We start from the raw sequence: 23054 nt of genomic DNA, 5'->3' as shown, positions 1-23054 counted from the left end.
TTAAAAATAGAAAAACAGGGAATGCGGCAACATCCCCTGTTTTATAAATCAAATAAAGTTTTCCCAGTAGGAAGACAATGTTTAATCTAACCATTCCAAATTTATGAAAAAACTAGCCTTGTACAAAGTTTTTCCTCTCGGGGAAGAACTTCGAAAATTAATTCGCGTTATGAAAATTACCAGTTTTTTAATTTTAATCGCCAGTTTGCAGATTTCTGCAAATGTATATTCTCAACAAACCACTTTTACGGTTCAATTTAAAAACGCCAGTATTTATGATTTAATGCAGGAGGTAAAAAATAAAAGTGAGTTTGATTTTTTATATTCCGATGATGAAATTGAAGGAGTTAAAATCAACAATTCGGAATTTTACGGATCGCGAGTTGAGGATATTTTAACCGAGTGTTTAAAGGAAACAAAAATTACCTATGTAATTGAAGATAAGGTTATTATTTTGATGCCTGCACCTGCTAAAGCAACTATTACAGCTCCAGTGCAAAAAAAAGAGCTTAAAGGAACGGTTACCGATCAGGATGGAATACCATTGCCTGGTGTTTCTGTTGTTGTAAAAGGTACAACTGTTGGAGCTGCTACAGATATTAATGGTAATTATACCCTAGAATTGGTAAACGACAATGCGGTTCTTGTATATTCATTTGTTGGAATGCTACCAAAGGAAATTGCTTATGCAGGTCAGAAAACCATTGATGTAAAACTTCTTTCTGATGCAACACAAATGGACGAAGTTGTAGTTGTTGGTTATGGAGTTGTGATGAAGAAAGATTTGACAGGAGCCATTTCGACTGTAAAAAGCGAGGAGCTTTTAAAAGCAAATGCTGCAAGTTTAGATAATGCTCTTTCTGGTAAAATCAGTGGTGTGTTCATGACTCAAAATAGTGGTGAGCCAGGTGCTGGTTCCAGTTTAAATATTCGTGGTATTACGAGTGCGAATGGAGACAATCAGCCTTTATATGTTATTGATGGTGTGGTTGTAACTGTAACTCCTCAATTGGACGATTATACCGGTTTAGATAATCTGCCAGATAATCCATTAATGGCTATTAATCCAGCAGATATTGAGAGTATTGATATTTTAAAAGATGCTTCTGCAGCGGCTATCTATGGATCGCGTGCTGCCAATGGTGTTGTAATTGTTACTACTAAACGTGGTAAGCTAAATTCAAAGCCAAATGTTCGTTTAAATTACAATTATACAGTTCAAAATCAGGCTCGAACAATTGATTATTTAAATGCTGAAGAATTTAAAGCATACAATATCGATTTAGCGAATGCATACATTGCTGAAGGTGTGCCTCATCCTACAGCTACTCAAATTTTAAATGCTCCTGATACCTATTTTGGTGATGCAGATAATGATTGGTACGATTTGCTAATACACGACAATGCACCAACTCATAATTGGACCGCAACCATTGACGGTGGTAGTGCTAATGTTGCTTATTCTATTGGTGTAACAGGAACAGATCAAGAGGGTCTTGTAAAAAAATCTGGCATGAAACGCCATGGTTTTAGAACCAATTTAGATTTTACCGTAAATGAGTTCATGAAGATAGGTGTTACTTCGAATTACAATAGAAACGAGACGGATGGGAGTAATGCTCTATCGGGTATTTTACCACGTCCTGATATGCCGATTTATAATGAAGATGGCAGTTTTTATGTATATAAAGATGCTTCTGGAGCTAACAGAACGAGTCCAGTTGCTAGTAATTCTGCAACAAATAATCGTGTTACTGATTCTTACTTGGCAAGTGCATATGGCGAAATTTCCTTTTTAAAGGATTTTAAATTTAGAAGTAGTGTAAATGTTAGTGTGATGAACTCTAAAGGATATAGCTTTACGCCAAGCTACTTACAATACAACCCAAATCAAACTTATGCAACGGGTGTAGGTTCTAATTCACAGTCGAAGTCAACGACCTTTGAAAATACGTTAACTTATCGAAAAGAAATTGATAAGCATCGTATAACAGGTCTGTTTGGTATTGCTTGGTCGCGTGACGAACTTGAATACACAAATTCAAATTATGAGGAATATCCCGATGATGAGTTTTTAACAAATGCGAGTTCTGCAGCTAGAGTTGCTAGTCATGGTGGTTTAAATACCATTTCAGGATTAAATTCTCAGTTCGGAAGAATGAATTATTCGTATGATGATCGATATCTAGCGACATTTACAGCACGTAGAGATGGTTCTTCAAAGTTTGGACCCAATAACAAATGGGGCTTCTTCCCATCGGGTGCATTGGCTTGGAAATTGCATAATGAATCTTTCTTAAAAGATTTTGAACAACTAAATGAATTAAAGTTACGTGCAAGTATTGGGCGAACAGGTTCAGCTAATTTATCTGATTTCCTTTATACATCATATTATACTACAGATGGAGCTCTATATGCAGGAAACTCAGGTATTTTACCAGAAGGTATTCCTAATGCAGATATTAAATGGGAAAAAACCGTTCAGTATGATTTAGGTTTGAACTTTTCTTTATTTAATCATAGACTATACGGAGAGGTGGGGTATTTCCAAAAGAATACTTCCGATATTATATTGAATGCTCCTATTCCAAACGAAAGTGGATTTTCTGGTCGTACAGAAAACCTTGCAGATGTAGAAAATACAGGATTTGAATTCGAAATCGGAGCTGATATTATTAGAACAAATAACTTCAGATGGAAATCCAACCTTAATTTTTCATTTATTAATAATGAAATCACCAAATTGAATGGTGGTGATTTTGGATATGGAAATACTACCGGATTGGTTAAAGGAGAATCTGTTGGTGCTATTTTGGGATACGAAACAGATGGTTTTATTAACACAGCTGAAGAATTGGCTGCATTAAATGCTGGTTCAGCAAATGGTTATTATATGAGTTCAGCTACAATTGTAGGCCATTATAAATATGTTGACCAGAACGGAGATGGTACGATAAATTCGGATGATAAAGTAGCCTTAGGTGATATGAATGCTGATTTTTACGGAGGTTGGACGAATACGCTTAGCTACAAACAATTCGAATTTTCATTCGCATTTAAATTCTCAAAAGGAAATTCACGAAAAGTGGAATATTTGTCTAGTGCCTTATTTCATAGTTTTGGAACTAATATTGCAAAAGATATTATTGGAAATACATGGACAGCAGATAATATGGATGCTAAATATCCAATTTTATCTTCAAAACCATCCTATATTTCTTCAAGCGATGTGTTAGACCGACAAGTGCAAAAAGCAGATTACATTCGTTTAAAAAATGTTCGCTTGGCTTATACTGTTCCAGAATCATTCTTCCAAAATAGCTTTGTAAAAGGTCTTGGAATGTATGTTGCTGCAGATAATTTATGGACAATTACCGATTATGAAGGTCTCGATCCTGAGGTACTTTCTGGAACATCTAGAGGAAAAACGGCTACGGCTTCTTCTGATTATGGAACTTATCCATTAGCTAGATCAGTTGTTTTTGGTATTAATGTGAACTTTTAAAAAATAGACAAATGAATAAATTAAAATATATACTGGTGTGTTTGCTATTTGTTGGAGTAGTTTCATGCGATTTGACAAAGGATATTGATGATTATGAGCCGGAATATGTGCTTGATGCCGATTTAGCCATTCAATCTGCAAATGGTCTCGAATTGGCTGTAAATGGAATGTATTCTCCCTTTAGAGAGTATGGAATGGTTGTAGGGATAACAATTGCGAATAGAATGGGCGTGGTTGCCGGTGGGTTTTATGGCGGATTCGATACTTATGATTCTTTTACATTTACTTCGGAAGAATCATCATTAGAACTATATTATACCAATTTGTACCAGATAATTGCAGCCGCTAATGGTGTAATAGAGGCAGGCGAAAAATTAAGCGATGAGGATGGATTTGAAGGTAATAGAAGATCGGAGATAATTGCAGAGGCAAAGATTGCAAGAGCATTTATGCACTTTTGGATTCTTTCTAACTTCGCACAGTATTACGATATCGATTCGGAATATGGTGTAGTAATTCGCGACTATGTGGATACAAATGCAGATGCAGAACCAAGAAGTACTGTAGCTGAATCGTACGATTTCATTTTAAGCGATTTGAATGATGCAATTGAAACTGGAGTTAGCTTTAGTGAGCATTATTTGTTTTCAACAGACTTTGCAAAGGCTTTAAAAGCAAAAGTATTATTGTATAAAGGAGACTACGCAGAAGCAGTTCTACTTGCTAAAGACGTAATGGATAACAGCACTAATCATGATTTGGAAAGAAACTATTCGGATATCTTTTCAGCAACGGGGAAATATAATTCTCAGGAGGTTTTCTTTTCTCCTTATTGTGATAATGATGAAGATTGTTCATGGGGTAGAATAGTACCATTTTCATCTGCTATTACCTCTAGCTATTCTGCTTATGCAAAAAGTAGTGCAACATTTGGAGGAGAAACAACGCTAAATGATAGTGAAAGAATCGCCCTAATAGAGGCATACGGGATCTTTTCTAATGGTAAATTTATATCGAATTTTTCCGGTTCTGAATCGTATATTACTTTACGAATGGGTGAAATTTATTTGATTTATGCAGAAGCCTTAGCTCGAAGTACAATTGGAGCTAATACAGATGCGGTTGCTGCTTTAAATGTTATTCGAAACAGAGCTAATTTACTAGATCGTAATCCTGCTGATAATGCGGAATTGTTAGAAGCAATTCGTATTGAAAAAATGAACGAGTTAGCAACAGAATTTGGTGAAGATTGGAGAGATTTAGTTCGTTATGCATTTATCGATAATGGTTTTGATGCTGGGTTTAAAGTGTCAGATTATGAACCTAAAGCAACTATGAGCTATAAGTTTATTTTACCAATACCTAAGTCTAGTTTGGAAGCTTCCGATGGTATTGTGTTACAAAATCCTCTTTATTCTGCGGAATAAAGGATAATCAAATAAAATAGTTGTCCCAGACTCTTGACTCATTAAAGAGTTAAGTGTTTGGGATTTTTTTACGAATACATTTTAAATAGAACCTCTGTAAGGTATTACAGACTAAATTAAAAAATAAGATGAGGAGAAAGATGAATCACCTATTGGTATTGATTTCTATGTTTGCTGTTTTAGCATGTGGAAACGATAATACCTATGTAAATCCTGTTATTGAAGGAACAGTAACTGGTTTTGATAAAGAAATTAGCTTCTTTGGAATAAACTATGGAAAGCAAGTTAAAGTTGACAGTGCAGGAAACTTTAGAATAACAGGTGATTCTATAGGAACGGGGATGTACACTCTTGGGTTTACAATGTTAGATTCTAAGAAGGTTTACTTAAAATCGGGAACTGTTTTAAAGATTACTATCGATTACCCCCAGCTTATTGCAAAGAATAAGGAGGCAGTTACAATATCAGGAGAGAATATTGAAGAGACTGAATTATTGCACGAACTAGACATGAATTCTCCTATTTATGAGTATGAGTCAATGGCAGATTATAAAAAGTATCATTATGAAAAAGTATATGCCAAACAACCAGATGTCTTCTTAGCAGAACAAAAAAGTAAATTAAAAGAAACAAATGTTTTAATCGATCGTTTCGTTGAGAATCATTCTACTATCGATATGGATTTTATCGAGATTCTTAAACTAGAAAAATTGCTTTCTACTAATTTTACTATTGGACATTACCATAAAATGATTGCTTTGTATATGCCTAATGAGGAGATTGATGTTCCAGCAAATTTTACCAATCATTTTGCAGCTCAAATTCCTCAGGATGATTTCGAAATGTTTAAGAAATCTACTCAGTATAAGAGCTATCTTACCAATAAGTACGCAGCTAAAATGTATGAAGCTTTGTCAAGCTATGAAAGAGAGTCTCTTGATTTTTATAAAGCTCAAGTTGATTTTCTTGAAAAGTGTACCTTCCCAAAGGTTATTGTTGAGGATTTTACAAATGGACTAAGAGTTGGTTACGTAAGAAGTAAAGATGAGAAAGTAAAGACCTATTTGGACAGTATGATTCAAATAAAAATTACTGATGTTAAGACATTAAAAATACATGCCGATTTTAAGGCTAATGAAGCAAGTTATAAAGATGGCGATCTATCCCCTCAGTTTACTTTAGTCGATATTGATGGTATAGAGGTTTCTATAGCAGATTTTAAGGGTTCAATGGTAATGATGGATTGTTGGGCTACTTGGTGTGCTCCTTGTATAGAAGGTTTACCAAAATTCAACAAACTTAAAGAAAAATATAAGGGAAAAAATATTGTTTTTCTAACTGTTTCTATCGACGATAATGTAAAGGCTTGGAAAAAGAAAGTGCAAAAAAATAGTGATGATATTCTTGGTGGTATTCAACTAAACACTTCACAGAACGAAAATACCTTTAAGAAAGATTTTAGAGTACAAGGTATTCCTCATTATATTTTAATTGGAGCTGATGGACGTATTATTAAGCGAAGTGCGCCACATCCAGGATCAGAAGAGTTGTACGAGTTGATTAACACGAATTTGAAATAAGAAGAAGATATGAGGAGAATTATTATACTGGCTATTGCAGGATTAGTTGCGTTAACAAATCTTGTAAATGCTCAAGAATATAAGATATCAGGTCACATTGAAGGACTTGATGGCGTAAATGCAGTAATGAGAGTTATAGATTCAAGTGCTGAGAGTGGTTTTAGATGGGAGAACATTCCTTTTGTGAAAGGGAATTTTGAGTATTCTGCAAAAGTTACTGAACCAGAAGTGATAAGATTGTTTATCGATTCTGATGATTTAAGAAAAAGTGTAGGGCGTGGAATGATACCAACAGAATGTACTTTATTACAATACATAGCCTATCCGGGTGCTACTATTAAAGTAGCTGGAGAGGCCGTTGACTATTGTAACGCATACCCTTCAGGCGATAAGGAAAATGAAATTTTTGCAGCTATAAATGCGAAGCTGTATCCTTTAATGAACGAAGCGGTAAATATTTCCGTTAAGCTTGCTGTAGATTCTACTTTAAGTGATGAATTTATTAAGCTGGAAAGTAAAAAAGCTGAAGAACTTTATCAGAAAGTGGAAGCTTTAAAAATGGAGTTCCTGACTAAGCATGCGTCTTCAATTGCAGGTTTGTACATGATGGAACATATGATTGTTCGTTCCAAAATTGCAATAGAGAAGGTTTCCGGGCTAATGGATCATGTAGATGCTGACAAATACAAAGATCTGTCTTATTATAAAACTCTTGAAACTAGAGTTAAAGGGTATAAAGAAACAGGAATGGGAATGATTGCTCCCAAAATTACAGGAACCAATGTTGTTGATGGAAAAGAATTTGACTTAGCATCTTTAAAAGGAAAATTTGTAATTATCGATTTTTGGGGAACCTGGTGTGGTGCTTGTTTAGCAGGAGTTCACGAAATGAAGAAATTCCGCGATGCTCATGCCGATAAACTTCAAATTGTTGGTCTGGCTAAAGATAACAGTGTGGAGAAAGTACAGAAATGTATGACTAAAAATGGAATGAATTGGCCGAATATTTTGGTTGGAAAAGGAGAACAAGACTATGTTGCGAAATACAATGTACAAGGGTTTCCTACAAAAATTCTCTTAGATAGAAATGGCAAAATTTTACTTCGTTCAGTAGGTGAGAAAGCAGATTTTTATCAGGAGGTTGAAAAATTGATTCAATAAGAAAAATTCACCTATTTATTGGTTTAAATATTTTTAGAAAGAGGATGTTCCAGATTTTTGGATGTCCTCTTTTTTTATGGATTATTTTTCGGGAACTATAGTAGAAAAACCTTGCGTGAAGAAGGATGTGTTTGTTGAATGGTATATTCTGGAAGTGGGGGCGATTTAAATAATGTTAATTAAGGTTAAATATGATTTTTTATTCACCCAGATAGTAAACTAAAATGTCTTATAAATAGTGAGCGAAATAGTATCTACTAAAATTTAATAGAAAATGAAAAAAGTATTTGGAATAATTGTAGCCTTATTTATTAGCCTTGCTTCTTTTGCGCAAGGAATAGCATTCGAACATGGAACTTTTGCTGAGGCTTTAGCAAAAGCTAAAAAGGAGAATAAAATGGTTTTTATGGATTGCTTTACCACTTGGTGTGGTCCATGTAAAATGATGTCTAGTAATATCTTTCCTCAAAAAGAGGTTGGCGATTTCTTTAATGCAAAATACGTAAGCATAAAAATCGACATGGAAAAAGGAGAAGGTATAGATCTATTAAAGACCTATAATGTGAAGGCTTTTCCAACCATGTTGTTTTTAAATGCAGAAGGAACTGTATTGCACACAATGGTTGGAGGATCGGATGCTGAAGGTTTAATTGCCGAAGGTAAAATCGCTCTTGATCCAAGTCAAAGAATTGGAGCTTTGAAAGAAAGATACGCCAAAGGCGAGAGAGATGTAAAATTCATCTCAAAATACATACAAGCCTTACAGAAAGCATACGACGAAGAAAACATGAGTAAACTTGGAAAAGAATTCTTAAGCAATACTCCTGTTGATCAACTTTGTAACGAAGATGCATTTACAATTATGGCTTGTGCAGGAGTAGAATACAATAGTAAGGCATACTCTTATTTAATTGCTAATAAAGCTAAGTTTATCGAATTAGCTGGAGAAGAAAGCTATGCGCAGCTTATTGGTACGGCTATTCACGATTATCTAACTGCTTTAATTCCAACTTTAAATTTAGAAGGATTAAAAGCTGAAATAGAGAAAACAAAGAAAGATTTCGTTTCTCCACAACAAGAAATGATGGAGGAGCAACTACTTAGCCAGTATTATATTTCTCATAAAGAATATGCCAATTGGTTTGATGCAAATGAAAAAGCTGCTGATAAGGCGCTTGTTGAAGACAAAAATATGGGTTTAAGTATGTATATCAATACTGCTTATCGAGTAGCAATGGATCCTGCTTTCGATAATGCGGGTATTTATGACAAGGCAATTGCTTTAACTCTTAAAGTAAAAGATGCCGATTCTGAAATGCTTGCAGCATACTATTGTTTGGCTAGCTTGTATAAGAAAACAAATAACAAGGAGAAAGCACTCGAAAATATCAATATTTTCATCAGTAAAAATGCCGAGACAGGTGGAAGTGCTGATGCAAGAGTAGATCAGTTAAAATCGGCTATTGAGGCCATGTAAATTTCTACCTGTAAAAGTGCAGCTAATCGAGAGCTAAAGCATACTGCCTGTGTACATTCAAAAAGAGAGAGTAAGGGTTTGTGCGAAGTTTTTTAAGAATGCCGTTTATTAGCAATGATTTGCAAATAAACGGCATTCTTTTTTAATAAGGGAGAACAAATGTTTTTGGATTCTGCTTCACCCAAAGCGTGTTTATTCTTACTATCGTTTTTCTTAGCAGATATTTAAATCTTTTTATAGTTGGCCCGATATTCCAATGGCGATACACCACTAATCTTTTTAAAGCACTGGTTAAAATAAGCCACAGAACTATAGCCACATTCAAAACCTATTTGGTTAGAGCTTAGGTTGGTATTGATTAAAAGTTGTTGGGCAAAATCAATACGGGTTTCTTTTACAAACTGAGAAAAAGTTTTGTGGGTTACTTTTTTAAAAAAACGACAAAATGAGCTCACATTCATTTCGGCAAGTTTAGCTGCATTCTGAACGCTAACATCGGCCATGTAGTTATTCATGATGTATTCGTGAACTTTCTTTATTCTGTTCGATTTGGTAACAAATATGCTATCAAAATAGTCTTGCGATACGATAGGTTCGTAATTGCCTTTTTGAAATAAATCCAGAACTTTAATAAGATATATCAGGCGATCGATGCCTTGGTAGTTAGGAAAATCACAGATAAGATTAACAATCTCTACATCTAAATTGTTGGGTGTAAATCGTAAGCCATATTTAGCCTTATTTAATAGGTTTTGAATGACTTTCATTTCTGGCAATCCGGAAAAACGAGTTCCAAATATAGAACGGTCGAATTGAATATAAACCGATTCGCAGTGCTCATTATTATCAGGCTCAAAAAATATAGGATCCGAAAACCATGCATGGGGTACATTACCACCAATAAGAACCAAATCGCCTACGGCAAAAAGGCTTGAATTATCTCCAACTACCCTTGTCCCGTACCCTTTCGTAATTAATAGCAATTCAAATTCGTTGTGATAATGCCACGAGCGCTCAAAGTATTTTGCGGAGTAGGTTCCTACATAAAAAGAGTGTCCTTTATTCAGTTCTATATTTTCAACATTTGGTATCATAGTGTGTTTATTTGCCTTGTTTGCCCATGCGTGCAAATATAACTAAATACTTGGCAATTATTTGAAAAAATAAGTGTTAAGTATCCTTTACTATTGTACCAATCAAAATCCATAAGGTCAATCACTAATAATAATTAAGATGGACCTTAGCATAACAAACTAATTAAAAGACTCAAATAATGAAATGTGATTTACAAAGTAAGTTTAATGAGCTTTACGAAGCAAAACCTAAGTATTTAGCCTATTCTCCAGGACGAGTTGATTTAATGGGAAGTCATACCGATTATAACCATGGCTATGTGGTTACCATGCCAATTAATTTGGAAATAGAGTGTGCTTTTACACCCAATGAAACCGGTGTTGTAGAGTTGTATTCGTGCGACTTTAATACAACAATAAAAATCGATACCAAAACCGGAGAAATGGTGGAAGGAGACGATTGGGGAAAGTATGTAAGTGCAGTCGCAAAAGTTCTTATAGATGAAGGCCATGTATTAAAAGCCTTTAAAGGTGCATTTTGCAGTACCATTCCTGTAGGTTCTGGTTTATCAAGTTCTGCAGCTCTGGAAGCAACAGTGATGGCTATGTTAGCTCATGTTTCTGGTTTTGATATAGACAAAAAGAACATGGCTTTGTTAAGTCAGCGTGCCGAAAATGTTTATGTAGGTGTAAACTGTGGTATTTTGGATCAGTATTCAGTTATTTTTGGAGAGAGACATAAGGCTATTAAGTTGGATTGCCGTGAGTTAACACACACACAAGTGAGTTGGCCAAACGATTTAATGGTTGCTATTTGTAATACAAATAAGCCACGTACATTGCATGGATCGGAGTATGATAATCGCCGTGCTCAATGTGAAGAGGCAGTAGCCGAGTTTGCTAAAATTGACAAAAGTATTACTCACTTAAGAGATGTAAGCATCGAGTTTTTTCATGCTAATAAAGGAGTGTTATCAGAAGGTGCTGCTAAGCGTGCTCAGTTTATTATTGAAGAAAACGATCGTACACATGAATTGGAAGAAGCCTTAACAAATGGAGATTACCCTTTGTTGAAGGATGTTTTCAATCGTTCTTTCGAAGGTGCCAGAGATTTGTTCGAGATTGCAAACGATACTATGGGACAAATGTATACAGCAATGTCAACAGCTCCTGGTGTTGTAGCATCACGCCAAGCGGGTGCTGGTTTTGGAGGTTGTATGGTATCCCTTGTTTACAAAGACAAATTAGAGGAATTTAAAAAAGGGGTGTTCAATACTTACAAAGAATTAACAGGTATCGAGTGCATTATTTATGGGGTTAAAACAGCTACCGGCACTCACATTGAACCTTGTGCACAAGAAGTATTAGAAAACTAACAAAATATTGTAATGACAAAGAAAGAAGTTATAAAAATGGTATTGGATGGTAAAAAACCTCCTTATGTACCATGGGATTGCAAATTTACTATCGAGGCGCTTGAAAAAATGAAAAAGCACTATGGTGAAGATGTTGATGTGGAAGAATTGGTAGGGAATCACTTTATTAAGCTTGGACAGTCGAGTGGTTTTAAAACAGATATAGGCAAAGATCGTAAAATAGATATTTTTGGTACGGTTTGGGATATGTCTCTGGAAAAGGATATAGGGAATGTAGAGGGACTTGTGCTTCCAGAACCAACATTGGAAGGTTATGAATTTCCAGATCCTGAGAATCCTATCTTGTATGCAGGAATTGAAGAAAAGATTGCAGCGAACAAAGATAAGTTCGTTTTATACAGTATCGGATTTAGCTTATTTGAGCGTTACTGGTGTCTTCGTGGCATGGAAAATGCCTTTATGGACTTTATGATGTATCCTGATTTTGTGAAGGATACCTTGCGCAAGATTGCTGATTTCAATATTGCCGTTATTAAAAATGTATGTGAACGATATCCAGAAGTAGATGGTATTTACTTTGGGGATGATTGGGGTGCACAGAAAAAATTATTGATGGGTAAAGAGGTATGGATGGAGTTCTTATATCCAGAATTAAAACGCATGTATGCCAATACCAAGTCTTTCGGAAAATACCAGTTAATTCACTCTTGTGGTGATATCGCCGAGATTATTCCTGAATTAATCGAAGCTGGTGTTAATAGTATTAATCCGTTTCAACCCGAGGTGCTTGATGTAGATGAATTGATGAATACCTACAAAGGAAAAGTAACCTTCCATGGAGGTCTTTCAACTCAAAAAACCTTGCCTTATGGTTCTGTGGAAGATGTACAAAAGGAAACAAAACACTTATTAGAGCTAGGTAAGGATGGGGGATATATTTTCTGTCCGTCGCATGCTACCGAGGGAGATACTCCAATTGAGAACATTGTTGCGTTTATTGATTTGATTCTTGCTCAAAAACGGTAATGACGTAAATATATCAAATTTATATCCTTAACAGACCGAAAATTAGGTATTAAAAAACAAACTAGTCGGTTTTGTTTAAAAGTTGGACATAATTGTATTAAATAATGAATGGGATTGAAAGTACTTTTAAAAAAAAGTATTGGAGTCTATAAAATTAAAGGAAAATGGAAAAGTTATTTGAACAATTGGCATATTGCATCGAGTTTGGTAAAATAAACAAACAATCACCATATCCACCTAATATGAAAGATCAGGAAGGTGCTGGTGAACTTACAGGGCAATTGCTTGATCAAGGTGTGTCTGCAGACGATATTCTTCAGAAAGCACTGATTGTAGGGATGGAAAGAGTAGGTGTCAAATTTCGTGAAAACAAAGTGTTTGTACCTCAGGTATTAATGTCAGCCAAAGCTATGGATGCTGCGATGATTCAATTGAAACCACACTTTGCCAATAACCCAGGGTCTCAAAAAGGTACGTTTATTATTGGTACTGTAGAAGGAGATTTACACGATATTGGAAAGAATTTGGTTTCTATGATGGTAGAAGGTAATGGTTACGAGGTAATTGATCTTGGAACTAATGTTAAAGCAGAAGTGTTTATCGAAGCGGCAGAGAAAAATCCGAAAGCGGTAATTGGTTTATCTGCTTTACTGACTACTACAATGAATAACATGGAAAAGATTACTATAGCTATTAAAAAGCACAATAAAAACACTACGGTTTGTGTTGGTGGAGCTCCGGTTAACCAAGAATTTTGTGAAAGAATTGGTGCGGATAATTACAGTCCGGACCCGCAGGGTACAGTTGAGTTTTTAAATAGAACGGTAGCGTAATCTAAAATAAACGCTGAAATCGATAAGGATATTAAGATGAAACGTCCATGTATAAAGCTTTCTACACACAGGGAGATGATTATCCCAGCATGGTAAGTTCCATATGGCAAAAACTTGAAATTATAATCATATGAAACGTCCATGTATAAAGCTTTCTACACACAGGGAGATGATTATCCCAGCATGGTAAGTTCCATATGGCAAAAACTTGAAATTATAATCATATGAAAGGATTAGAATTAATAAAAAAAGCAATGCGTCTCGAAGAAGTGGAGCGTATTCCATGGGTGCCTTTTGTTGGAGCACATGCTGGCGAATTGCTTAATATGACTGCAACAGAATATCTAAAATCTGCCGATAATATAGTCGCTGGTGTTAATAAAGCCATTGAATTATACAATCCGGATGGAATACCAGTTGCTTTCGATTTACAAATAGAAGCGGAAGCTTTAGGCTGTAAATTGGCTTGGGCTGATGATAACCCACCGGCAGTAATATCGCATCCATTAAAAGAAGGTGTAAAGCTCGAGGATATGAAGGTACCTTGCCCTTGCAGTGCTCGTATTCCAATGGTAATGGAAGCTACTCAGCGTTTGCGCGAGCAACATCCAGATATGGCTCTTTACGGATTAATTACCGGACCTTTTACATTAGCTCTTCATTTGTTGGGAACCGATATCTTTATGGATATGATGATGGATCCGGAAGGAACACATAAAATCATGCGTTTTGCAACCGATGTTGCCTTGATGATGTCGAGCAACTATATTGAAGCCGGAGCTGATGTGATTGCAATTGTAGATCCAATGACCAGTCAGATTGATCCGATGAGTTTTGAAACATTTGTGAAGCCTTATGTGACTGAAATCAACGAATTTATTCGTGAAGCGGATGCACTTAGTTCCTTCTTTGTATGTGGTAATGCACAGCAAAATATCGAGGAGATGTGTCAGACGAAACCAGACAATATTTCCATTGACGAGAATATTCCTTTGGATTTTGTTCGTGATATCGCCTTAAAGCACAATATAAGTTTTGGTGGTAATATGAAACTTACTCTTGTTTTATTGATGGGAGATGAGGAAGCATCACGTCGCGATGCATTGGAATGTATGGATATTGGAGGTAAGAAAGGATTTATTTTGGCTCCGGGTTGTGACCTAGCGATGGCAACTCCTGTTAAAAATCTTCAGGCGGTTGGCGAGTTAGTGCACGATGAGATTCTTCAAGGAGAATTGCGCGCATCGGAAGCAACTGTTGGCGAAATAGAAAAGCTTGATTTAGTGAGCCATTGGCGTGACGATAAGGTAGTTATTGATGTAGTTACTTTAGATTCATTATCTTGTGCACCTTGTCAGTACATGTACAATGCAGTGGTTCGTGCATCGGAGAAGTTTGGCGATAAAGTAATTTATAAAGAGCACAGCATCAAAGAAAAAGAAGGTGTTCAAATGATGGCAACTTTAGGAGTTCGCGCTATTCCAACTATTGTAATAGATGGAAATGTAGAGTTTGCTTCTCAAATTCCACCACTTAGCGAAATTGAAGCTAAGATTGAATCTTACTTGGCTGATAAAAAATAAATATTGGAAATAATCGATTAAACCCTTCAACATTTTTGTTGAAGGGTTTAAGGATTAGTTGTTTTTACAAAAATAGCATTCTAAACGTTTGTGAGAATATCGTATATTATCTTGATATAAAGAAAACTAGACTCGAAATTAAGATGTTGAGGCTGTTGTTTTGAGCGCCTTAGGAGATGGCATTTTTTTTAATGTGTTTTGTTTAACGAAGGCTTTAGAAAGACTGGGAAGTTGATCCCGATATAGAATTTGTAAGTATTTGTTTTTACAAATACAACAAAATTCATTTTCGGGAGAAAATCACCCAGTCGCACTTAAGACTGAGGCAAATAAGAAATACATTTAAAAAGTAGCCTTGAACTTCTTTGCTTCGTTTCTTGTTTCAAGACAAGAATTGGAGCTTAGCGGAAATCGTGAATACAAATGAAATCATTTACTGAATGAACAAATGATGTCGGGTTTGGGCGGAAAGCCCAATACAAAAAATAAATAGGACAGTATTGTTTTCACAACAAATATTTTAAGAAAGTTAGATCAATTATGCTAGCATTTAATTTAATAACCGGCTTTTTGGGAAGTGGAAAAACCACTTTGTTAAGTAACTTGTTACAGGAATTATCACCTAAAAAAAGAATAGCCGTTATTCAAAACGAATTTGCACCATCTGGTGTTGATGGAAAGGAATTGAAGCAAAAAAATGAAGGTTTTAAGTTGGTGGAAATTAACAATGGTTCTGTTTTTTGCGTTTGTCAACTGCATACCTTTGTGCAAAGTCTGCAACAGCTTATTTTGGAGTATAAACCAGAAATCATCTTTTTAGAAGCTTCAGGTTTGGCCGATCCTATAAGCATTATTGAATTGCTTCAAGCCGATCAACTGAAAGATATTGTTACTTTAGATAAAATTATTAGTTTGGTTGACGCGCCTAACTTTTTTAGGGGATTAAGCTCATTGGTTCGGTTTAAACATCAAATCATGGTAGCCGATACGCTTATCATTAATAAAACAGATTTATTTGAAGGCGATCTTAAAGATATCAATACAGAGTTAAAAACGTTGAATCCATATGCCGAAATAATTACTACAAGTTATGGAAAGGTAGATTGGGAAGCGCTTACAGTTAAGGAAACAGTGAAAAGTAAGGCCGCTCAACGATATATGGGGCAGGAATCGGAGGGAAGACCGGATATGAAAGCGTGTGTATTGCGTACACATGAAAAACTATCGGAACAGCAATTCAGAGATTTTATTGAAGACCTACACCTGCAATGTCCACGTATTAAAGGTTATTTGAATTTAGATGATGGACGTGTAATGTCGGTACATACGGTTTATGATTCCATAGAATTTGTACTGTTGAAAAATTATGTAGGACCAAGCGAACTGATTGCTTTTGGTTATAATTTGAAGATAACAGATTTGAAAAAGAAATTTAAAAGATTTAGCAACAGTGCCATTTTGTAAGTAAGTTCTACGAGCAATGTATTGTCGTATTTTATTATTTATAATTAACTAACATTCAGCTTGTTTTGCAATTATTAATTGTTCATTATTAATTTCTTAATGGCTAACCTCTAATAAATAAAAAGTGGATAATCTAAAAACAAAACACTTTACGTTTCAGCTTAAGGATCTTGAAATATCTGTTGAGCTTATTGAAGAATTGGCACGTATCGATGATAGCATGCCTGAGTATTCAAGGTTTTTGAAAGAGGAAATTGACTCCACACTCTCTTTATCTCAGATTGAAGGTGGATATACCATTTTGCCGGCCCAACTTGATCAGAATACAATACATATTGGAGATCATTGCTTTAATGTTGGTAAATCAATTGCCAATAAGTTTACGAACAGTACTCATATTGCTATTTTTACATGTACTACGGGTCCATTGATAAGCGACCGACTAAAAGAATTGAATTCGCAAGGTCTTATTTTGGAAGCCTATTTAATTGATTTATTGGGTTCTGTAATGGTTGAAAAGGCCATGGATAAACTACAAGCAATTATTGAAGCAGAATGTACTTCGAAAGGAGTAAATATTACCAATAGGTACAGTCCTGGATATATGAATTGGGATGTGAAGGAACAGAAGGATTTGTTTGCCTTTTTGCCAGAAAATTTTTGTGGAATAAAGTTGAATGAATCCTGCTTAATGACGCCGGTTAAGTCGGTTAGTGGTTTTATTGGTATCGGCGAAAAAGTTCGTTTTATAAAGCACGCATGTCAATCATGCAATAGCACTAACTGTTTGTACCGTAACTCAAAAAATCATTGTTAATGCCAATTATCAACATACAGCATCAGGGGAAAAAGCTTACAAAGAACTTTAAGACAGGTGAAAGCTTGTTGAAAATTTTGTTAGACCATAATATGCCAATTACTGCCAATTGTGGTGGAAAAGGCACTTGTGGTAAATGCAAGGTGGATGTAAAGGAAGAAGGCATTGTATTAGCATGTCAGCATTATCCCGAGCATGATTTTGAAGTTCATTTGCCCAATACCGGTGAGGCGAAGATATTAAGTACACATATGCTTAATGATGAAATGAATACTTCAGAGAGCACATTAGCAGAAAGTGAAAATAACTATGGTTTAGCCATTGATATTGGAACCACAAGTGTTGTGTTTTACTGGGTGAATCTTCAATCGGGTAATATTGATCATGTTGAAGGGATACAAAATCCGCAGACCTGTTATGGTGCCGATGTTATTACGCGGATCAATCATTGCGCTGCAGAAGAAGGTTTATTCGCTTTACAGAAACTAATTGTTGATGCCATTAATGATAATATTCTTGCTTTTTTAGCGAAAGATAGCTCTGTTTCGCTCTGTAAAATATCGGTAGCGGCGAATACTTGTATGCTTCATTTGTTAACAGGTGTTGATCCAATGCCAATGGCTTTGGCTCCTTTTATTGCCCCTTTTACCAATGCAAAAATAGTAGCAGCTTCCAGTTTGGGCATAAAAGTTAATGAGGATATTAAGATCCATTTGCTTCCATCAGCATCGGCTTTTGTGGGTGCCGATATTGTGGCAGGTATAACCTCGCTCAATCCGCCTGAAAATATTCAAAATTATTTGTTTCTCGATATTGGTACCAATGGCGAAATGGCTGTTGTAACACCCGAAAAAATATATGCATGTGCCACAGCTGCAGGTCCGGCTTTCGAAGGAGCTACTATAAGTTGTGGTATGGGCGCCTTTGATGGAGCAATATCCGCTTTCGATAAGAAAGGATATCATACCATTGGAGACAAAGCTCCTGTGGGAATTTGTGGCTCCGGATTAATCGATATTATGGCCTATTTGCTGGAGAATGGAATTGTTGAATCAGAAGGAAACTTAAGTGAAGATTACGTGTTAGTAAAGGCAAGTGAATCGGCACATAAAGAGGCTGTTTACATTAGTCCGCAGGATATTCGCGAAGTGCAATTGGCTAAAAGTGCTATTTTTACGGGGATAAAATTGTTACTGCAAGAGGCTAATCTTGACTTTAGTCAGCTCGATTCGGTTTATTTGGCAGGAGGTTTTGGAAATTATATGAATCCCGATAATGCCGTAAAAATTGGATTAATACCTCATGATGAACAAGTGCCTGTTGTTCCGGTTGGAAATACATCGGGAGCCGGAGCAGTATTGCATGTTCTTCATCCTGAGTTTAATGATAAAATAAATACGGTTCTCCATAAAATCACAACTATTGATTTATCGGAACACCCTGATTTTGGCTTGGAATTTGCCATGAATATGTATTTTTAGATTTGTTTAAGAGTTCTTCACTCTTATTATTTTCACGAAGTGATTTAAGTAATTAGAAATTAATAATGAGCAATTAATAATTATCAAACAGACTGTATTATAGTTAATTATAAGAAATAAAATACGACAATACGTTACTCGTAGAACTTAGTTTTCAGATAAACTTTGAAAGGTTTAAAACAATCTTTGTTCAAGAGTTTAACTACTATTTGCAAGCATAGCCCTCACAAAGGCTATGCTTTTTTATTTCAACAGCATATGTCTGGTAGAGAATGACGAGATACTATACTTTATGGCCAGCAGAAATGAGATGGGCTGTAGATTAACAATTGTTAACAAATATTTTTGAATTTTGCTTCACCCTATATGCCTTTATTCTTGTCTTTAGTATAATTGAGGCATACTATTAGAGTAGAAACAGCAAATAAGAATACAAATTATGACTAAAAAAATTATCGGTTTAGTAGTATTAGTAATGATGATTAGTGGAACATCATTCGGACAAATTTTAACTCCAGCCAAATGGAAAGTAGAACTGTCGAAAAAAGAGATTAAAGCAGGTGATGTTATTGATATTGTTTTTAAAGCAACAATTGATAAAACCTGGCATTTATACTCTAATGATTTTGATCCCGATTTAGGTCCAATTTTAATTGAGTTCGATTTTGAAGAGGATGCAAGTTATGAGCGCATTGGCGAAGTGAAACCAATAAATGCTAAAAAGCATTTCGATAAAATATGGGATGGCGAGGTAAGTTATTTCGAGAATACAGCCGAAATGCGTCAGCAAATTAAGGTGAAAAGTTTACCATTGAAATTGGAAGGAACCTTCGATTTTCAGTCCTGTTCCGATGTTAGCGGACAATGTGTAATGGGCGACGATGAGTTCGACATAACTTATCCTGCGAACTAAAAAAACACAATCAAAAAATAACAATCACACCATTTACGAAAGGAATTTAACGATTTTATATCTCTATTAAATTTCTGAATTGAAAAGCCACCAAAGGTGGCTTTTTTTTATAAAAAAACGACTTCCCATTCACCCGTTATAGAATTTACACGTCATAATTAGTAGAAAAAGGATTCGAATTGAATCTAATTGTAGTCAAACCAAAATCTACTAAAATTAAGATATCATGAAAAGAATAGGGTATTTGTTGTTTGCAAGTTTGTTTTTTTTCTCTTGCAATCAGGAAAAGTTGAAAATTAAGGGGGAAATAGAGGGCTTAGCAGATGGTTCGTTACTTATTAAATTGAAAACCAATAAAGAGTTCGATGAGAAATGTATCGATACTTTACTAGTTGAGAATTCTGAATTTGAGTTTAGTTCAGAGGCAATTAAACCACCGGTTCGATTTACCGCCTGGGTAAATGATTCTTGTGAATTTGATATCTACATTGGTAATTATGGCAGTTTTGATGTTGTTGGAAAGCTTGATGATCTAAAGCAAATACATGTAAATACAGATGATTTAGCATCGGAGTATTATGCCTATTGCAATCGATTAGATTCGATTTATATTGAGCCAATACAAGCGAAACTAGAATGGGTGAAACAGAAAAATATTATAGTGGAAAGGGGAGGAAAATTGACTCAAGAAGATGAGTTTAGAATGTTTGATTACAACAAGGACATAAAAAAAGCCCAATCGCGACGTAGAATGGCAATTCTGAAAACGGTACGTGCGAATCCTACCTCTTATGTGATGATGGCAGTAATTCAGAAGGAGTATCAAGCATTCAACACTAGACATAAAGCCGAAATGATAAAAATATTTAGAAAGAGGTTTAGCGATACAGCTTTATTTTGGCAGATGGGTGATTAATTATCATAGAAGATTAGAGTAAAAGAGTTAGCAGTTAAAAGAGTGGTTACATATTGGGTAACTGCTCTTTTTTTTGACAATACGTAATGAATTTTCAATGTAAAATTTACTTAGTTGGTGCTGTATATAAGTTCTACGAGTAATGTATTGTCCTTTTTTATTCTTTATAATTAACTGCCATACAGTTTGTTTGATAATTATTAATTACTTTATAGACATATTTGTTAAAGCATATTTTTCCTAATTAGAGTAAAAAGCGAATTGCAAAGGAACAAGGAGTATTAGTTTTTTTTGTTTTCATTTATTTGTAGTCGACCTACTTGCAAAAAAATTAATATATTGGCAATACTATAGCTGTAAAAGCTGAAGACTAAGGAAAGTTTAAATAAAACAGTAAACTCTATACACCCATTATAGATATGAAGTAGTTATACTAATTTAGAAGGGGATTCATTTGCTAACCACAAAATATGAAATTATCCGAAGAGCACGTTAAAAAGTTTATGAATGGTGATTTGAAGGTATTTAATAAAATTCATCAGGATATGTATCATTCATTGTGTCTTTATGGAGCTAAAATTATTCCAGAAGAAGATGTTGTAGATGATGCAGTTCAGGAAGCATTCATAGCTCTTTGGGATAAACGAAACAGCTTAGATAATATTTTCCGCATTAAAGGCTATTTGTACACTGTTGTTCGCAATAAAATTATTACTCATATTCGATTAAAAAAAACGGTTTCAATAGAAAGTACTCCCATTGAACTCGAAGAAGAGGATTTTAACGAATACATTCTAAAGGAAGAAGCTTATAAGCTTTTAAGAGATGCAATTGCCAATCTGCCCGAAAGAACTCAATTGGTAATCAATTTTAAAATTGGTGGTTATTCCAATAAAGAGATAGCCGAAAACCTAGAGATAAGCGTAAATACAGTAAAAACGCTACAAAAAGCTGGATATTCTAAGTTAAGAGCTCAACTAAAAGAAAATGTATTTGTTTTGATTTTACTTACTGAGTTATTCTAAATTTATTTCAAAAAATACTCTTCGAAGTCCCCCATTTTATAGCCTTTTCAAAAAAAAGATAAAAAAAATCACTTTTTCATACGCCCACTTTTACTCTTTGGTAGTTGTATAGATAAGAGCAGTTAATATTTACTGTTCTAATTTAAGGGGAACTGTATCAGTTAATGGTGCAAATGCAATTACAAATGGTAAAAAAAATAGAGAATAAAATTAAAAAAGCGGATGCCTACGCTAAGTCTATCCTGAATTCTAAACAGGACGATTCAGGGATGAGTGCATTAGAAAAAGAAGCTTTAAGCGCATTAAACGATGGTAGTTATAAAGCATGGCGTGAAAAATCAATAAAGGTTTATAACCAAGAAGAGAATTGGAAAAGAGTAGAGGCGCAAATTAAAGGAAGAAGGAATACTCCAGTTTACAGAACAATGCAATTTTGGCAATCTATCGCAGCAGTTTTCGTGATTTTTATTTTAGCAGGAGGCGCTTATTTCATTTTTAACGATTTAATAACAACGAAACCAGAATTGATTCAGCCAGGAACCTCTTTGGCTTACCTCGAGGTAAATGGTGACGAAAGAATTGCTTTAGCTCAAAAGGATACTGTCTTGCAGTTTAGTAAAACAAAAGCAATGGTTAATTCTGGTAAAATCACCTATTCGTTATACGATTCAGAATTAAGTAGAAACGAATATCATAAAATTAATGTTCCTAGAAATGGAGAGTATTACGTGGTATTACCCGATGGAACAAAAGCATGGGTAAATTCAGCATCTTCAATCGGTTTTTATTCTCAATTTAGTGCTAATAAAAGAATTATTGAGTTGCAAGGGGAGGCTTATTTTGAAGTAGAAAAAGATAGTCTTCGACCATTTATTGTTAGAACAACGAATATGGATGTTCGGGTTTTAGGAACACACTTTAATGTGAAGGCCTATGCTGATGAAGATTATACCTACACAACTTTAAGCGAAGGAAAAGTGCAATTGACCATGGGAGAGAAGAGGGCAAATATGATACCTAATCAGCAAATCGTACTGGATAATCTAACGGGTAAATATGAAGCAAAACAGGTGGATGCCTCGATTTATACTGCTTGGAAGGATGGTAAATTTATTTTTAGAGATGAACCATTGGAGAATATCATGTCCTGCTTAAGTCGTTGGTACGATATTGAGGTTTTCTATCCAAATCAGGATATTAAGAAAGAGTTGTTCTCGATGAGAGTAAACCGTTACGAAGATATAGACGCATTATTAAAGAAAATGGAAAAAACAGGAGCCCTTCGTTTTACTTTAAGCAAGAAGGCTGTTGTTGTAGAGAGGTAAAAAAAATGGGAAAATGATAGTGCAATATCATTCTCCCGGTAGCTAAATATAAGTTTTCACGATTATCTAACC

17 protein-coding genes are annotated in these 23054 nt (G+C 35.0%); 16 read left to right on the top strand and 1 reads right to left on the bottom strand.

Features of this window, described 5'->3' with window-relative positions; all coding sequences use genetic code 11:
• The first annotated feature begins 103 nt into the window (after positions 1–103).
• The 5 genes from BZG02_RS07925 (at position 104) to BZG02_RS07905 (ending at position 9150) form a co-directional block, all read left to right on the top strand.
• Positions 104–3505: a TonB-dependent receptor gene (locus BZG02_RS07925; protein WP_101260876.1), complete on the top strand. Its 3402-nt coding sequence runs from the start codon at positions 104–106 to the stop codon at positions 3503–3505.
• A gap of 11 nt (positions 3506–3516) precedes the next feature.
• Positions 3517–4932: a RagB/SusD family nutrient uptake outer membrane protein gene (locus tag BZG02_RS07920; protein WP_101260875.1), complete on the top strand. Its 1416-nt coding sequence runs from the start codon at positions 3517–3519 to the stop codon at positions 4930–4932.
• A 128-nt stretch (positions 4933–5060) separates the two neighbouring features.
• Positions 5061–6512: a TlpA family protein disulfide reductase gene (locus BZG02_RS07915; protein WP_101260874.1), complete on the top strand. Its 1452-nt coding sequence runs from the start codon at positions 5061–5063 to the stop codon at positions 6510–6512.
• A 9-nt stretch (positions 6513–6521) separates the two neighbouring features.
• Positions 6522–7673 carry a TlpA disulfide reductase family protein gene (locus BZG02_RS07910; protein ID WP_101260873.1) on the top strand — a complete coding sequence of 384 codons (1152 nt, stop codon included), beginning with the start codon at positions 6522–6524 and terminating at the stop codon, positions 7671–7673.
• Between the two features lie 274 nt (positions 7674–7947).
• Positions 7948–9150, top strand: a complete 1203-nt coding sequence (locus BZG02_RS07905; protein WP_101260872.1) for a thioredoxin family protein — start codon at positions 7948–7950, stop codon at positions 9148–9150.
• A gap of 224 nt (positions 9151–9374) precedes the next feature.
• Here BZG02_RS07905 and BZG02_RS07900 read toward each other — a convergent pair whose 3' ends face one another.
• Positions 9375–10244: an AraC family transcriptional regulator gene (locus BZG02_RS07900; protein ID WP_101260871.1), complete on the bottom strand. Its 870-nt coding sequence runs from the start codon at positions 10242–10244 to the stop codon at positions 9375–9377.
• Between the two features lie 179 nt (positions 10245–10423).
• On the opposite strand from BZG02_RS07900, the gene galK reads away from it, so the two are divergent.
• From galK to BZG02_RS07845, 11 genes are all read left to right on the top strand, one after another.
• A complete protein-coding gene (galK, locus tag BZG02_RS07895) occupies positions 10424–11599 on the top strand; it encodes a galactokinase (RefSeq protein WP_101260870.1) in 1176 nt (391 codons plus the stop codon).
• A 12-nt stretch (positions 11600–11611) separates the two neighbouring features.
• Complete coding sequence (locus tag BZG02_RS07890; RefSeq protein WP_101260869.1) at positions 11612–12625, top strand: uroporphyrinogen decarboxylase family protein; 1014 nt, start codon at positions 11612–11614, stop codon at positions 12623–12625.
• A gap of 164 nt (positions 12626–12789) precedes the next feature.
• Positions 12790–13458, top strand: a complete 669-nt coding sequence (locus BZG02_RS07885; protein ID WP_101260868.1) for a cobalamin B12-binding domain-containing protein — start codon at positions 12790–12792, stop codon at positions 13456–13458.
• Positions 13459–13682: 224 nt separating this feature from the next.
• Positions 13683–15041 carry a uroporphyrinogen decarboxylase family protein gene (locus BZG02_RS07880; RefSeq protein ID WP_101260867.1) on the top strand — a complete coding sequence of 453 codons (1359 nt, stop codon included), beginning with the start codon at positions 13683–13685 and terminating at the stop codon, positions 15039–15041.
• Between the two features lie 540 nt (positions 15042–15581).
• Positions 15582–16505 (top strand): CobW family GTP-binding protein, encoded by a 924-nt coding sequence (locus BZG02_RS07875; protein WP_101260866.1) that lies wholly within the window; start codon positions 15582–15584, stop codon positions 16503–16505.
• Between the two features lie 124 nt (positions 16506–16629).
• Entirely contained in the window at positions 16630–17322 is a 693-nt protein-coding gene (locus BZG02_RS07870; RefSeq protein ID WP_101260865.1) for a vitamin B12 dependent-methionine synthase activation domain-containing protein, read from the top strand.
• On the top strand, positions 17322–18803 hold the full coding sequence (locus tag BZG02_RS07865; protein ID WP_101260864.1) for an ASKHA domain-containing protein: 1482 nt from the start codon (positions 17322–17324) through the stop codon (positions 18801–18803). The genes BZG02_RS07870 and BZG02_RS07865 overlap by 1 nt, the downstream gene beginning before the upstream one ends.
• A gap of 439 nt (positions 18804–19242) precedes the next feature.
• Entirely contained in the window at positions 19243–19716 is a 474-nt protein-coding gene (locus BZG02_RS07860) for a protein-disulfide reductase DsbD domain-containing protein (protein WP_101260863.1), read from the top strand.
• 226 nt (positions 19717–19942) lie between these two features.
• On the top strand, positions 19943–20632 hold the full coding sequence (locus BZG02_RS07855) for a DUF4369 domain-containing protein (RefSeq protein WP_101260862.1): 690 nt from the start codon (positions 19943–19945) through the stop codon (positions 20630–20632).
• 470 nt (positions 20633–21102) lie between these two features.
• A complete protein-coding gene (locus BZG02_RS07850; protein ID WP_101260861.1) occupies positions 21103–21657 on the top strand; it encodes an RNA polymerase sigma factor in 555 nt (184 codons plus the stop codon).
• Positions 21658–21842: 185 nt separating this feature from the next.
• Entirely contained in the window at positions 21843–22982 is a 1140-nt protein-coding gene (locus BZG02_RS07845) for a FecR family protein (protein WP_180335665.1), read from the top strand.
• Positions 22983–23054: the final 72 nt, after the last annotated feature.

The organism is Labilibaculum filiforme, from assembly GCF_002843315.1.
GTDB classification, from domain to species: Bacteria; Bacteroidota; Bacteroidia; order Bacteroidales; family Marinifilaceae; genus Labilibaculum; species Labilibaculum filiforme.
The sequence above is the reverse complement of the archived record's forward strand: the minus strand, read 5'-3'. Positions and strand labels throughout refer to the sequence as shown.

Bases quoted from the DNA above. Each gene is read 5' to 3' on its own strand.
- BZG02_RS07905 (WP_101260872.1), top strand. From the start codon at position 7,948: ATGAAAAAAGTATTTGGAATAATTGTAGCCTTATTTATTAGCCTTGCT.
- BZG02_RS07925 (WP_101260876.1), top strand. From the start codon at position 104: ATGAAAAAACTAGCCTTGTACAAAGTTTTTCCTCTCGGGGAAGAACTT.
- BZG02_RS07845 (WP_180335665.1), top strand. From the start codon at position 21,843: ATGGTAAAAAAAATAGAGAATAAAATTAAAAAAGCGGATGCCTACGCT.
- BZG02_RS07915 (WP_101260874.1), top strand. From the start codon at position 5,061: ATGAGGAGAAAGATGAATCACCTATTGGTATTGATTTCTATGTTTGCT.
- BZG02_RS07875 (WP_101260866.1), top strand. From the start codon at position 15,582: ATGCTAGCATTTAATTTAATAACCGGCTTTTTGGGAAGTGGAAAAACC.
- BZG02_RS07880 (WP_101260867.1), top strand. From the start codon at position 13,683: ATGAAAGGATTAGAATTAATAAAAAAAGCAATGCGTCTCGAAGAAGTG.
- BZG02_RS07885 (WP_101260868.1), top strand. From the start codon at position 12,790: ATGGAAAAGTTATTTGAACAATTGGCATATTGCATCGAGTTTGGTAAA.
- BZG02_RS07920 (WP_101260875.1), top strand. From the start codon at position 3,517: ATGAATAAATTAAAATATATACTGGTGTGTTTGCTATTTGTTGGAGTA.
- BZG02_RS07890 (WP_101260869.1), top strand. From the start codon at position 11,612: ATGACAAAGAAAGAAGTTATAAAAATGGTATTGGATGGTAAAAAACCT.
- BZG02_RS07865 (WP_101260864.1), top strand. From the start codon at position 17,322: ATGCCAATTATCAACATACAGCATCAGGGGAAAAAGCTTACAAAGAAC.
- BZG02_RS07850 (WP_101260861.1), top strand. From the start codon at position 21,103: ATGAAATTATCCGAAGAGCACGTTAAAAAGTTTATGAATGGTGATTTG.
- galK (WP_101260870.1), top strand. From the start codon at position 10,424: ATGAAATGTGATTTACAAAGTAAGTTTAATGAGCTTTACGAAGCAAAA.
- BZG02_RS07910 (WP_101260873.1), top strand. From the start codon at position 6,522: ATGAGGAGAATTATTATACTGGCTATTGCAGGATTAGTTGCGTTAACA.
- BZG02_RS07855 (WP_101260862.1), top strand. From the start codon at position 19,943: ATGAAAAGAATAGGGTATTTGTTGTTTGCAAGTTTGTTTTTTTTCTCT.
- BZG02_RS07860 (WP_101260863.1), top strand. From the start codon at position 19,243: ATGACTAAAAAAATTATCGGTTTAGTAGTATTAGTAATGATGATTAGT.
- BZG02_RS07900 (WP_101260871.1), bottom strand. From the start codon at position 10,244: ATGATACCAAATGTTGAAAATATAGAACTGAATAAAGGACACTCTTTT.